The 12,703-nt window shown below is 70.9% G+C and carries 12 protein-coding genes and 3 tRNA genes; 7 read left to right on the top strand and 8 right to left on the bottom strand.

The genetic code is table 11. The features are described from left to right. Positions 1-41 precede the first annotated feature (41 nt). Positions 42-1,079, top strand: coding sequence for a hypothetical protein (locus DSM104329_RS09495; RefSeq protein WP_259315190.1), 1,038 nt, complete (start codon positions 42-44; stop codon positions 1,077-1,079). Here DSM104329_RS09495 and DSM104329_RS09490 read toward each other — a convergent pair. From DSM104329_RS09490 to DSM104329_RS09480, 3 genes are all read right to left on the bottom strand, one after another. After that, positions 1,056-2,780: an Eco57I restriction-modification methylase domain-containing protein gene (locus DSM104329_RS09490; protein ID WP_259315189.1), complete on the bottom strand. Its 1,725-nt coding sequence runs from the start codon at positions 2,778-2,780 to the stop codon at positions 1,056-1,058. The genes DSM104329_RS09495 and DSM104329_RS09490 overlap by 24 nt on opposite strands. Positions 2,781-2,817: 37 nt before the next feature. Further along, entirely contained in the window at positions 2,818-3,414 is a 597-nt protein-coding gene (locus DSM104329_RS09485; RefSeq protein WP_326924501.1) for a tyrosine-type recombinase/integrase, read from the bottom strand. A gap of 429 nt (positions 3,415-3,843) precedes the next feature. Beyond that, a complete protein-coding gene (locus tag DSM104329_RS09480) occupies positions 3,844-4,101 on the bottom strand; it encodes a helix-turn-helix transcriptional regulator (RefSeq protein ID WP_259315188.1) in 258 nt (85 codons plus the stop codon). 95 nt (positions 4,102-4,196) lie between these two features. Here DSM104329_RS09480 and DSM104329_RS09475 point away from each other — a divergent pair, with 95 nt between their 5' ends. Then, complete coding sequence (locus tag DSM104329_RS09475; protein ID WP_259315187.1) at positions 4,197-4,496, top strand: helix-turn-helix domain-containing protein; 300 nt, start codon at positions 4,197-4,199, stop codon at positions 4,494-4,496. A 319-nt stretch (positions 4,497-4,815) separates the two neighbouring features. On the opposite strand, the gene DSM104329_RS09470 is transcribed toward DSM104329_RS09475, so the two are convergent. After that, positions 4,816-5,109, bottom strand: coding sequence for a hypothetical protein (locus DSM104329_RS09470; RefSeq protein WP_259315186.1), 294 nt, complete (start codon positions 5,107-5,109; stop codon positions 4,816-4,818). 665 nt (positions 5,110-5,774) lie between these two features. Here DSM104329_RS09470 and DSM104329_RS09465 point away from each other — a divergent pair. Then, a complete protein-coding gene (locus DSM104329_RS09465; RefSeq protein WP_259315185.1) occupies positions 5,775-7,274 on the top strand; it encodes an alpha/beta fold hydrolase in 1,500 nt (499 codons plus the stop codon). Positions 7,275-8,062: 788 nt separating this feature from the next. Here the strand turns inward: DSM104329_RS09465 and DSM104329_RS09460 are convergent. From DSM104329_RS09460 to DSM104329_RS09450, 3 genes are all read right to left on the bottom strand, one after another. Continuing rightward, positions 8,063-8,136, bottom strand: a tRNA-Pro gene (locus DSM104329_RS09460). A gap of 7 nt (positions 8,137-8,143) precedes the next feature. Beyond that, a tRNA-Gly gene (locus DSM104329_RS09455) sits at positions 8,144-8,214 on the bottom strand. A 20-nt stretch (positions 8,215-8,234) separates the two neighbouring features. Beyond that, positions 8,235-9,065, bottom strand: a complete 831-nt coding sequence (locus tag DSM104329_RS09450) for an SDR family oxidoreductase (RefSeq protein WP_259315184.1) — start codon at positions 9,063-9,065, stop codon at positions 8,235-8,237. A gap of 43 nt (positions 9,066-9,108) precedes the next feature. Here DSM104329_RS09450 and DSM104329_RS09445 point away from each other — a divergent pair, with 43 nt between their 5' ends. Continuing rightward, positions 9,109-9,276 (top strand): hypothetical protein, encoded by a 168-nt coding sequence (locus DSM104329_RS09445; RefSeq protein ID WP_259315183.1) that lies wholly within the window; start codon positions 9,109-9,111, stop codon positions 9,274-9,276. A 112-nt stretch (positions 9,277-9,388) separates the two neighbouring features. Further along, positions 9,389-9,459: transfer RNA gene (locus DSM104329_RS09440), tRNA-Trp, on the top strand. 82 nt (positions 9,460-9,541) lie between these two features. Here the strand turns inward: DSM104329_RS09440 and DSM104329_RS09435 are convergent. Then, positions 9,542-10,573 carry a patatin-like phospholipase family protein gene (locus DSM104329_RS09435; protein WP_259315182.1) on the bottom strand — a complete coding sequence of 344 codons (1,032 nt, stop codon included), beginning with the start codon at positions 10,571-10,573 and terminating at the stop codon, positions 9,542-9,544. Between the two features lie 74 nt (positions 10,574-10,647). On the opposite strand from DSM104329_RS09435, the gene DSM104329_RS09430 reads away from it, so the two are divergent. After that, on the top strand, positions 10,648-11,202 hold the full coding sequence (locus DSM104329_RS09430) for a TetR/AcrR family transcriptional regulator (protein WP_259315181.1): 555 nt from the start codon (positions 10,648-10,650) through the stop codon (positions 11,200-11,202). 79 nt (positions 11,203-11,281) lie between these two features. Then, positions 11,282-12,700, top strand: a complete 1,419-nt coding sequence (locus DSM104329_RS09425) for a DHA2 family efflux MFS transporter permease subunit (RefSeq protein WP_259315180.1) — start codon at positions 11,282-11,284, stop codon at positions 12,698-12,700. Positions 12,701-12,703 lie beyond the last annotated feature (3 nt).

Below are 12,703 nucleotides of genomic sequence, written 5' to 3'. Positions count from 1 at the left end.
GAGTCGAAGGGAGTTCGGTCACGAGCCCGAACCATCGGGACGTGTCCATCCTTGATGACGCCCTCGCCATCCGCGAAGCCATCTCCGAACTCGGGTTCGACATCTACGAACCACTGACAGAGCATCCCGAGGCCGTCTACACCCATCAGGAGCTTGAGGAGCTACTCCGTCACGAGCTCGCTGGTTCTGTGTTCGCCGGCCCTATCCGCACACGGTCAAAGCTCGCCAAGGAAGCCGTGTGTCGTGCTCTCGGCTATCCCGTGCCCGCCTCGTTCAGGCGTGTCAAGCCGCGGTTCCCTGGCCAGGACCTTGACGTGTACGTGCAGCAGCACGACAACCTTCAGGTCTGGAACGAGGAGTTGAGTCCCACCCGGCGCTACGCCGTCATCCGGGTTGATGATGTCGGCGATGTCATCGCGGTTCGCGTCGCCGAGGGTACGGAACTCGCGATGTTCGACCGAACCGGCACGCTAACGAGCAAGTATCAGGCAAAGCGACGGAACGCCAACTCAGGCAGCAAGCTCGTGTTCGACACGGACACGCCCGATTTCATCGCCGAATTGGCGCCTACCGACCACCTCGACGAGAGGACACTGCGCGGCTTGCGGCCGGTCGACCCTCCCGTCCACGGAAAGGTGCTGAGCGTCCGGGCGCTTTACGACCGCTTGCTCGGTCTAGTCGGACGCGAGATGGAGTACTCGACGAGCGAGCGGCTGCGCGGCGAGCGTCTTCACCGCCTCGCTTGTGAGGCGCTCGGGTTGGGGAGCTACGCCGACACCGGCAAGTTCCCAGACATCGTTTGCCAAGCGCTTGAGGTGAAGCTCCAGACGTCGCCGACTATCGACCTCGGTCTTGTTTCGCCCGATAGCGACGGACCAGCCGTCACGCTCTCGCCTCGCCTTCGTCACTCCGACGCCCGGTATCTCGTGGCATACGGGGCTCACGACACCGAAGTGGTCCATATCGAGCACATCGTCTTGTCCACAGGCATCGACTTCTTCGGGGAGTTCCAGCGGTTCGGCGGGCTGGTACAGAACCGCAAGCTCCAGCTCCGGCTACCTAGCAACTTCTTCTCTTAGGCCGAACAGCTCCGACACCACGGCGTCAAGCGACGCTTCAGTCGCGCTGCGTGTCTCCGGGTCCTGACTGGCCGGGTCCCGTAGCTGCGACACCATGTCCGCGACTTCGCGCAGCGCAGCAGAAGGCGCCTCCGGCACAGGCAACTCTTCCAGGTACTGCGTGATGAACCGCCGCCGGCCCGCGTACAGGCGGTTGCCGCAACAGAGGTCGTAGTACCGAAGCGCGAAGGAGGAATTGGCAACGGCGAGCGCGAGAGCAGCCTCGTCCTCCGCCAGCCCCTTGCAGGACAGCCAGTAGCAGTCACCGTTCACGATGGCGCCGCTCTCATCGAGGAAGAACTTCGGTCGGTCAGAGATGTCCGGCCACACGAGCTTCGGATGCGCCCACGCGTCCGGCTGCTGCGGCACCCAAATCTCGTACCAAGAGCGACCCGCCTTGCGCACGTACTCGCGGCCTTCGAGCCGCTCGCGATGAAGCTCCAAGTACCTCGCTGCGCGCGGGAAGCGCGCGAGGTCCACGGCCTGCTTACGGCCGTTCCTCATCTCGTGCGGGTACAGGACGAAACGCGCGCCCTTCGCGCTTTCCTCTGCGCGCCATCGAGCCGCGAGGCGATGCGTGAGCAGTGGGTGCACGAGCTCGCTTTCCGGACGAATGTCTGCGGGAAGGTCGTCCCACGTCGCCTTGATGAACACGCTGTCGGCAGTCGTCTTGATGCCAACGCGTATCGGCCCGAGGTCCCCGAACCGGCCGGCGGAACGCTTCTGGACTACTTCCATCCATCGAGCGCCGCGCGCCGACGTGAGCCGCCACGGTCGCTCCGAAGACGGCTCCACGAGTTCGCCGCGCTCGACCTCGAATTGGCGGCCAGCCACCTCTACAAGTCCTTCGGCGTCACTCTCCAGCGCCGCCAGCAGGGAGTCTTCGGCGGTCACCTCACCGTTGGCCGCCTCGTCCTCGTACACGCGTACGAACGACCCTGTTCTGGATGACGGCATAGCCGTCCGCCTGGCGACGACGACCGCCGGCAGCACGGCAGCCTCGAACAGCTTCGTGTCCCCGAGGTCCCATAGCTCCCCGATGTCGTAGTGACGAAGCAGCAGGGCCCGCAGCGACTGACCGCCCTTAGTCGTTACGAAGCGGTTCGAGCACAGCAGCCCGAGAACTCCACCCTCAGACAGCTTCGCGGTCATGCCTGCGACGAAGGCGTGATAGAGGTCCACGCGCCCCGTCAGGCCGAACTGCTTGCCAAGCGCTTGGGCCCGCGCGGCGCCCAAGACTTGAGTCCTCACGTACGGCGGGTTGGAGATGACAAGGTCGTACGAGTCGGGAAGCTCCCCCGCTTCGTCACTTCCCATCGCCAGGAAGTCGCCCGTGCGCAGAACAACGCTCGCAGCGGGCGCATCGCCAAGTCGGTCCGCGGCAACACGGATGGCCTCCGCGTCCGTGTCCACTCCGACGAGATGAGGTCGAGGAAGGCCGAGGGCAGCAGCCTCGACGGCCAGGGCAAGGAGGAGCTCTCCGTCGCCGCACGCCGGGTCGAGCACGACCAGCTCTCCCCCGTCGAGCTCCGACAGCGCCCGGCGCGCAACGAACGCGGCAAGCTCCGTTGGCGTGTAGTGGATGCCGTTCGCCTTCTGAGACGAGTGGCGACCGACGGCCGGAGCCTGCGGCTCGTCGAGCGTGAAAAGCGGCTCCATCATGAGCGCGGAACGTTACGGGAGGGCTCGGACCGCACGGCTACTCCGCCGCCCGAAGCCGGCGAACATCGGGCGCGTAAGCGCGCCGCAGCCGCTCCCGGGCTTCGTCCTCAGAGGGGTGGCCGTACGTGCTCATGACAAGCGCCCCGCCATCCGTGTGCCCGAGCTGCACGGCCACATCGGCGTGACTCACGCCGAGCCGAAGCAGCTCCGTCGCGCAGAAGTGACGCAGCTCGTAGAAGTCCATGCCCGGCCGGCCGCAGGACGAGCGGACCGCGTGCCAGTAGTAGTAATGCGACGTCTTGGAGAACCGCTTGCCGGTGCGCGTCGTGAAGACGTACGGGCTGTCGGCGCGGCGCGGCATCTCCACCAGCGCGTCCCGTGCCGGAGGCGGCTGCGTCACCGTGCGCGCCTGGCCGTTCTTGGGCAGCGTCACGTCCCCGGTCGAGCCGAGCGACTGACGGATGCGGACCTCGTGCCGACCGAAGTCCACGTCGGTCCAGCGCAGCATGAACAGCTCCGCCGGACGGAGGCCGACGTACGCCGCGAAGAGGATGCACGCACGGAACGTCGGACCGTAGTCGCCGAGCGTGGCGAGCGCCGCATCGGCGAGCCGGTCCAGCTCCGCCCGGGTCAGCGCCGGTGAGGTCCCGCCGGCCTCGGCGCTGGTCGAGCCGGAGGTTCGCGAACGGGTTCGACGTGACGACCTCCTCGTCGAGCCCGTCGTTGAAGAGAGCTCGCACGACCGGGACGCTGGCGCGATGCTGCAGCGCCCACTCGCGCGCCTGCCGGCGCGTGATGTCCCCCATGCGGACGCCGCCGAACGAGGCGACGAACGGCTTCACCATGTAGGCGTTGTGGCGGTTCGTCGAGGCTCGCGGCCGCGCGTACTGCGCCTTCCAGCGTTCGACGAAGTGCGCGACGGTCTCGTCGCGCGTCGGCCGCGCCCGCTGGAGCGCCTCACGCTCGGCCTCCTTGGCCTCCTTCCGCGTCCGGAAGGTGCCAACCCACTCCTGCTTGCCTGCCCGGTAGATGCGAACGCCGTAGCGGTCGCCACGCTTGAGAATCACGCGCTCTTCCTCCTCTGCGCCAGCCACGTCTCGACTTCCGAGAGGAGGAACCGGCGCTGGTTGCCCTTGATGGATGACGTGGGCATGCCTTCGCGCACCCGCAGCTCGACCCAACGGGTCGAGTAGCCGAGCCGGTCGGCAAGCTGACGCTTGCTCAGCTCGGGCTCCCAGTCGGAGCGGCGTGGGAAGGCGATTGACGATGCCCATGCCGCCACGGTCGGGGCGAAATCCGTCTCGACCGGACAAGACGTCACGACAGGAAGAATATATGCGTTCGCATATGGACGCGCCTGGACGTTGACCTCTCGGCGGCGACCGATAGATGCGCTCGCCTATACCGTCCGGCGCGATGACCTCGGACGCCGGCGACTTCCTGCGACGGATGCGCAAGCGCCAGGGCGTCTCGCAGGGTGAACTCGCGCGGCGCGTGGGTTCGCACCAGCCGCAGGTCTCCGCGTGGGAGACCGGCAAAAAGCCGGTGACGGTCGCCCAGCTCGCCGCTCTGCTCGATGCGCTCGGCCTAGTTCTCAGGCTCGACGCCGACCCGAAGCCTGAACCCGGCGCCGAGGGCAGCGACCGGTTCTCCGCCGTCATGGGCGACGAGCGCGGCTCCCCGCGCGGGCGCCGCCGCGGCGGTGCAGGACGGTGACGCTACGCGAGGCCGATGTCCCGAGCTGCCTGTTCGACGACTCCAGTCGTCGGGCGGCGCGGACCAGCTCCACGTACGTTTCCTCGTCGCAGACGCGTGCCGGCGCAGCGGCGACGCGGAGAAGGTCACGTAGCGCGGCCGTCTGAGCCTCGAACTCCTCAGGCGGCGGGGAGTCCGCGTCGCGACTGGCAGCGCCCCCAGAGCTCGCCGCGGCACTTGTTGTACTCGGGCGCGACGCGCGGCGGAGTAGCGGCGACAAGGAGCGCGAAGCCGACGCGCTCGTAGCCGGCAGTCGCGAAACGTGGCGGCGGGAGCGGCCTCATGCGGCCCGCGCCTCCTGCACGGGGCAGCTTGTCGCCTGCGCTGCTTCGCAGGCTCCCTCCTCCTCCTCCTCCGCTCCGCCGCGAGGCGGCTCCGCGTCGTCGTCGTCGCTCGCCGGCTGCGCGTGCTCGGCGGCGCGCCGCACCGTGTCGTGACGCTCCCACCCTCCGGCGACTCGCACGAGCAGGTCACCACTCGGGAGCGCTTGCACGAACGCGAACGGCCCCTCATCTCGCTCCTTGCCCGCGTCCTCCATCCAGCCCTGGGAGAGCAGGCGGAGAGCGCGCCGCATGTTTATCCCGTCGCCCCAGCCGCGTGACGTTCGTAGCGGCCGGCGACGCAAATTCGTCTTCGCCGAGAGCGCCGTAGCGCTCTGCTTGGTCAGGTAGCCCGTGAGCTGCTTCGTGACTTCATCAGCATCCGCGCCGACGCCTAACTCGAACCGCGTCTGGTCGGACGGAAGGTTGCGGTCGGGACACGCACGGCAATGGTGTCCCGACGGTGTCCCGACCGTGTCCCGACCGCAGATTCGCCGTGCGGCGGGGCGGGGGTAGGCGAGGGACCCTCAAGCGCGCTGAGGCGACGCAGCCGGGTGGCTCCCGGCGAGAGAAACCGGGGTCGAATCTGTGCCGAATCGGGGTCAGAACGGGCTTGAAAGCGGCAATCGTGCTGGCGGTCGCGTCGCTGCCGGTTTCAGGCGAAAGCGGCAGCGCACGTCCCGACCCCGCCTGGCGTCGTCGGAGCGTCGAGGCGCATGCAACTTGGTAGCGCCAGTACGGCTGCCTTGCGGAACGAGCAGCGCATCGCCGGCGGTCGTCGCGCTCTTGGGAGCGGCTGGATGGGGGCTGGACCGCCCTCGTTGACGGCCGGCCGGGTGACCGGTACGTTGGGCTGTACTTCGAGGAGGCCGGTGGCGCGCCTTCGCCGGGGCCGGCGCCGGCACGAGGGAGGTGTGCGATGCGTTTCGCACCGCTGTCTTGCGCGGCTGGTGCCACGCTGGTCGCCAGCCTGGCCCTGTCGGCGCTGCCGACCGCTGTCGGGGCGCCCCCGTTCGGGTTGTCACGCGCCGGTCGTGTCGCGCAGGCGCCGGGGTGCGTGCCCGTGCCCGCGGCGGAGTGCGGGTCGGTTCGGGCGCCGTTGTTTCGGTCCAAGCCGGCGGGCCCGAAGATCGACATTGGCTACGTGCTCATCCGCCACAGTGACGCGGCGCTTCCCGTCGCGCGCGGCACCGTCGTCTTCAACCCAGGCGACTCGAACGCGCCTGTGATCGACAGCGCGGCGATGTGGGCCGGAGTCTTCACCGATCTGCTCAGCGACCACGACCTGCTGCTGATCGACCCGCGCGGCGGCGGACGCTCGCATCCGATCCGCTGCGGGGTGACGGCGGTACCTGGCACCCGGAAGGGTTTGGTTCGCGCGGTCGCGCGCTGCGGCAGACGGCTGGGTCGGCAGGCGCGTGCGTACACCGCGGCGGCGACGGCCGACGATTTCGAGGCGGTGCGTGAGCGCCTCGGCATCCCCAAGCTCGACCTCTACGGTGTGTCGAGCGGCACGTACCTGATGACCGTGTTCGCCCAGCGTCACCCGAGATCGGTGCGCTCGATCGTGCTGTCCAGCGCCGTCCCGCTGCGCTTTGACATGTGGGCGCGCCGCAACGCACAGGCGCTGCGCCTGGCGATCGGGCGCGTGTGCTCGCGCTCGACGACGGGCAAGTGCGACGGCGCCCGGACCCTCCGCCAGCTTGGCCGGCTCGCCCGCCGCGTGCGCGCCCATCCGATCGGCTACACAGTGAACGGCGAGCGCCGCCGCCTTGACGACACCACCCTGGCCGGCATCGCCTACCAGGCCGCGACCAACGGCGTCATCGGCCAGCTCCCGGCGGTCATCCGGGCCGCCCTCCAGGGCGACAACCAGCCGCTGATCTCCGCGGCGCAAGCGCTGGGGCCGTTGTTCAGCGGGTCGGGGGTCGGCGATGCAGCGCCCGACCTGGCCTTGGCGGTCTCGCTCACGTGCAACGACTACCCGACGCTGTGGGATCGCCGCGCGCCCGTGGCGGTGCGCCTGCGGCAGTTCGCCGCCCGACGGGCGCGGCTCCGCCAAGCCGCCTTCCGGCCATTCAGCACACGCGCCTGGACCAGCGCGATCATCGACCGCGGCAACACCTGCATCCGCTGGCCCGACCGTCACCGGCCGGCGCAACGTACCTCGGGCCCGTTCCCCGACGTGCCGGTACTGGTCATCTCGGGCGACCTTGACGCCAACGTGCCCACCGCGGAGGGCCGCCAGGCCGCCCGGCAGTTTGCACATGCCCAGGTCGTCGACGTGCCCAACGCCTGGCACGGACCAGAACGGGAGGGGACCGGCTGCGCCCTGTCGATCACGTCCGCCTTCATCCGCAACCAACGCCTCGGCGACACGAGCTGCCTGACCAAGATCCCACCCCTCCCTGTCAACTGACGGCAACCCTCAGCGGGCGCGCCGCCACGAGAAACGGCTGGCTCGAACCTCGCACGCTAGGGAACCGGACACGACTGCACTCGCGGCTGCCGGTATGGAGCCGGCGCTGCCGCTGCGAGGCAAGAGCACCAGCGCTGACCCCGCGTCGCCGCACTGCCGAGTTGGTGAGAAGCGGCAGTGCCGGCTCCAGTGGGCTTGCGGCGTTTCCCGCCCACACCAGAAGCAGCGCGGGCCCTCCGTCGCCGGCAACGGCCGGGGGCAGCGGCACGAGGCGGGCGCCTGGAGTTCACGGCGCTCCTCCAGGGCGGCCCAGCAGCGCGCGGTGCGGTCGAGGTTCTCACGGGTGCGGCGCGACAGACGGCGGGCCATGTGGTCCTCCTGAGGGCGGGATCTCTGGCGCGCAGGATCTCACCGCCGGCGCGGGACGGGCGCTTTGCAGCTTTGCAAGTGCATTCGCCCTCTTGCACCCCCCTAGCGACGTCGATGGTGGCGTTCGCCGCCCTGTGGGCGGCACCGCCGTAGGCGAAAGGGTCCCCCCGCGCGGCAGCAACCGCCGGGGGCGTGGCAGCGGGAGAGACATCCCCGCCACGATCGTCAAGCTACGCCACACCTCCGGTGGCGAGTCACGGCGCGACACGTGACTCGCGGCGTGACTCGCGAGCCGCACATCCGGGGTCTGCGGGTCGGCCGGCCGAATCGACCCGAGCACACGAAAGCCCCGGCAGCACCAGGGCTTTCTGGTCCTTCCAGACCCGCCGAGAACCTTCCTGGGCCTTCGGGGTCTTTCATCGGGGAGACAGGATTTGAACCTGCGACCGCCCGGCCCCCAGCCGGGTGCGCTACCAGACTGCGCCACTCCCCGTATGTCAAGCGGGCGACGGGAATCGAACCCGCCCTAGAAGCTTGGAAGGCTTCTGTGCAACCACAACACTTCGCCCGCAAGCTCGCTCGAGCCTCATCCTAGCCGCGCCGGCGCTCCTCGGTCGGAACCTCGCCGGACTCGTCGGCCATGCCCGCCGGGGGCCATGGTCCGAACCAGTTGTCGCGGGCGCCGTCGAGCGTGACGACCGAGCCGCTGAGGCGGCGGCCGAGCGGTGAGGCGAGCAGGGCGATGAGCCAGGCGTGCTCCTCGACGCGGCCGAGTCGGCCGAGCGGGACGGTGCGTGCCGCGGCGGTGCGCACGGACTCCGGGTACTTGTCGAGCGCCGGGGTGTCGAAGTGGCCGGCCGCCGCCGCGCACACGGCGACGCCGTCGGGCGCCCAGGCCGCAGCGAGCTCGCGCGTGGCGCCCTCGACCGCGGCGCGGGCGGCGCTCGAGTGGGTCATGCCGGCCAGGCCGTGGTGCGGGGAGAGCGTGACGTTGATGACCATGCCGCCGCCCGCGGGCCGCATGGCGCGGTCGTACGCGGCGGTCGCCATCGTGAGGGTCCCCCCCACGTTCAGCCGCGTGACCGCGCGCCAGCCCTTCAGCGCGATCGCCTCCGCCGGCACGAAGTACTGGCCGCCGGCGTTGTTGACGAGCGTGTCGAGGCGGCCGTGGCGCTCGAGGCAGGCGTCGACGATCCGCTCGGCGTCGGCCGCCTCGCGCACGTCGCCGGCGACCCAGGAGCAGCGCGGGCCGAGCTCGTCCGCGGCCTCGGCGAGCACCTCCTCCCGGCGCCCGCAGATGACCACCGACGCACCGCAGGCGAGCAGCTCGGCCGCGGCCGCCCGGCCGAGGCCGGTGCCGCCGCCTGTCACCGCGATGACCTGTCCTTCGAGCGCCCCATCGGCGAAGATCTGCGACGTCATGAGACCGGCAATGTACGCGGAGGGCAGGAGGTAGCATCGCGCCATGGCAAACGACGATCCAGACTTCGACGATCCGACGCTCGAGGGACTCGATGACGACCTCGACGACGACCTGGACGACCTCGGCGAGGACCATCGCGGCGACCTGCCCGGATACGACCTCGACGAGCAGGTGGCGATCGAGGACCTCGAGCGCGACGAGGACGTCTAGTAGGAGTCTGTTGAACCTTCCCCGCCGCGCGAGACAACGCATCCGCGGCGCCGGATGACGACCGGCCGGTGCGCGCCCCGGCGCGCCGGCTGGCTACAGTTCTCCGTCCCTCGGGGGACTGGTGTATCGGTAACACGGCGGTCTCCAAAACCGCAACGCGAGGTTCGACTCCTCGGTCCCCCGCTTCAGAGAGGCCCGCCCAGATGCGGGCCTTTTTCGTTGCGCAGCATCTCCAGCCAGCCGCCCCGCGGACGACGACTGACGCTCAGGCGGCGCGGCGCAGCGGCTCGCGCCCGCGCGCGGGACCCCGCGTACCGCTGAGGGGCGGCAGCTGCGAGGAGCGCAGGCGCAGGTCGCGCGCCACGCTGCGGTGCGCCTGCTCGGCCACCTGGCTGCGGCGCTTGCGCGACATGAAGTTCGTGCCCATCACGGCCAGGTCCTCGGACGACGGCTCCACCGTGAGCACCTCGACGCCGCCTGCCTCGAGCTTGCGGACCTCGTGCTCGAGCCGGCGCCGCGCGGTGCCGCGCAGTGCGGCCATCAGCGCGCCCGCGGGCCCGCCGCCCGCGACCGGCGCGGTCGACGACATCGGGTTCAGGCAGACCGCCACCTCGATGTCCTCGTGGCGCAGGAGATCGAGGTTCGACATCGAGCACAGGCCGCCGTCGACGTAGCGGCGCCCGCCGATCGACACCGGGTGGTAGAAGGCCGGGATCGCACAGGAGGCGGCGACCGCGTCGGCGACCTCCGCCGGCGGCGCGGTGTCGGAGCCGAAGCACACACGGCGCCCCGTGCGGTAGTCGCAGGCGACGACGCGCAGGCGGTCCGGCCACGCGTCGCCCACGAACCGATCGACCAGGCTGCGGATCGGCACTGTCGAGATCGTCCCGCGCGGCAGCCAGCCGCCGATGACCGCCGCCGGCGCGTGCTTGAGCGGGTTGCGCAACGTCGACAGCGCCATGCGCCACGAGCCCGGCCCGATCGGCGGGAGCGCGAGCTGCAGCCGGAACCGGTCGCCGCTCTCGCGCTCCCGCAGGGCGAGCTCGTCGAGGTCGACCGCGGCGCCCTCGAGGTCCGAGAAGCCGTCGAGCGAGCGCCCCGACGCGTACGCGGCCATGTACGGCGCCGGCCAGCCCGCGGCGGTCAGCGCTCCGATCACCGATCCGGCCGAGGTCCCGACGATGACGTCGGCGCCGGTCGCGGCGAATCCGGTCTCGGACTCGAGCGCCTCGAGCGCCCCGATCAACCAGGCGGCGCCGACCACGCCCCCTGCACCAAGAACCAGTCCAACGCGCATTGGCGGGCAGCGTACCCCGCGGATAAGCGGTCCAACCTTGACAGCCGAGAGTGAGTGAGTGCATACTCACACCCGTGTCCACCGCCACCCGCACCCTCTCCACCGCCGAGGAGCGCCGCGAGGCCGTGCTCCAGGCCGCCGAGAAGGCCTTCGCCGCGCGCGGCTACCACGGCACGCCGACGACCGAGATCGCCAAGGCCGCCGGCATCTCCCAGGCCTACCTCTTCCGCCTGTTCCCGACGAAGCGCGAGCTCTTCGTCGCGCTCGTCGACCGCTGCTACGAGCGCACGGTCGCGACCTTCGCCGAGGCCGCCGATCGCGCCGCCGCGGCGGACGACGGCACGAGCCCGCTCGCCGCGATGGGCGCCGCCTATGGCGAGCTCCTGCGCAACCGCGACGCGCTGCTGCTGCAGCTGCAGACCCACGCCGCCGCCGACGACCCCGAGGTCCGCGAGGCGGTCCGGCGCGGCTTCCGCCGCCTGTACGAGCTCGTCGCCCGCCGCTCGGAGGCCACCGACGCCGAGCTGCAGACCTGGTTCGCGCACGGGATGCTGATGAACGTCGTCGCCGCCATGCGCGCCGACGAGCTCGACGAGCCGTGGGCCCGCGCCCTCACGTGCTGGGACTGACGGAGCCGAGCGCGACCCCTCTCTTTTTTTTGCCGAGACAGTGAGTAACCAGTCACACACAACGAGGAGGCCGGCCCCCATGTCCCCCACGCCCCGCCGCCACGCGCTGTGGACCCTCGCGATCGTGTCGATCGCGCTGTTCATGACGTCGCTCGACAACCTCGTCGTCGGGGTCGCGCTGCCGTCCATCCGGGCGGACCTCGGCGGTTCGCTCGAGGCGCTCGAGTGGACCGTCAACGCGTACACCCTGTCGTTCGCCGTCCTCCTCCTGACGGGCGCCGCGCTCGGCGACCGCTTCGGGCGCAAGCGGATGTTCGTGATCGGCCTCGGGCTGTTCACCGCCGCGAGCGCAGCGGCCGCGCTCGCGCCGAGCATCGACGCGCTCGTCGCCGCGCGGGCGATCCAGGGCGTCGGCGCGGCGATCGTGCTGCCGCTGACGCTCACGCTCCTCTCGGAGGCGGTCCCGCCCGCCCGCCGCGGCGCGGCCCTCGGCGTCTGGGCCGGCATCAGCGGCCTCGGCGTCGCGCTCGGGCCGCTCGTCGGCGGCGCGGTGGTCGAGGGCGTCTCCTGGCACTGGATCTTCTGGCTGAACGTCCCGATCGGCCTCGCGCTGATCCCGCTGGCCGCCGGCCGCCTGACGGAGTCCTTCGGCCCCGCCCGCGCGCTGGACCTGCGCGGCCTCGCGCTCGTCGGCGCGGGCCTGTTCGGCATCGTGTTCGGCGTGGTCCGCGGCCAGGCGCTCGGGTGGACCAGCGCCCCGATCCTGGCGAGCATCGGGGCGGGCGTCGCACTCGTCGCCGCGTTCGTCGCCTGGGAGCTGCGTGCGCGCGCGCCGATGCTGCCGATGCGCTTCTTCCGCGAGCGCGGGTTCAGCGCGACGAACGGCGTCTCGTTCGCCATGTTCTTCGGGACGTTCGGCGCCGTGTTCCTGCTGTCGCAGTTCTTCCAGACCGGCCAGGGCCTGTCGCCGCTCGAGTCCGGTCTGCGGACGCTGCCGTGGACCGCGATGCCGATGTTCGTCGCGCCTGTCGCCGGCCTGCTCAGCGACCGGATCGGCGCGCGGCCGCTCATGGCCGCGGGGCTGGCGCTGCAGGCCGTCGCGCTCGGGTGGCTGGCCGCCGTGTCGTCCCCCGACGCCGCCTACACGTCGCTCATCGTGCCGCTGGCCATGGCGGGCTTCGGCATGGCGCTCGTCTTCGCCCCGTCGGCGAACGCGATCCTCGCCTCCGTGCGTCCCGAGCAGGCCGGCCAGGCCTCGGGCGCGACGAACGCGATCCGTGAGCTCGGCGGCGTCCTCGGCGTCGCCGTGCTCGCCTCCGTGTTCAGCGCGCACGGCTCCTACGCGACGCCGCAGGCGTTCACCGACGGCGTGGTCGCCGCGCTGCCGGTCGCCGTGGTGGTCCTGGCGATCGGCGCGGCCGCCGCGCTGTTCGTGCCGGGCGTCGGTGCGGCTCGCGCGCGGTCCGGGGCGGTTGTGGCCGAGCCCGTCGAGGCGTAACCT

The organism is Capillimicrobium parvum (assembly GCF_021172045.1).
Taxonomy (GTDB): Bacteria; Actinomycetota; Thermoleophilia; order Solirubrobacterales; family Solirubrobacteraceae; genus Capillimicrobium; species Capillimicrobium parvum.
The sequence above is the reverse complement of the archived record's forward strand: the minus strand, read 5'-3'. Positions and strand labels throughout refer to the sequence as shown.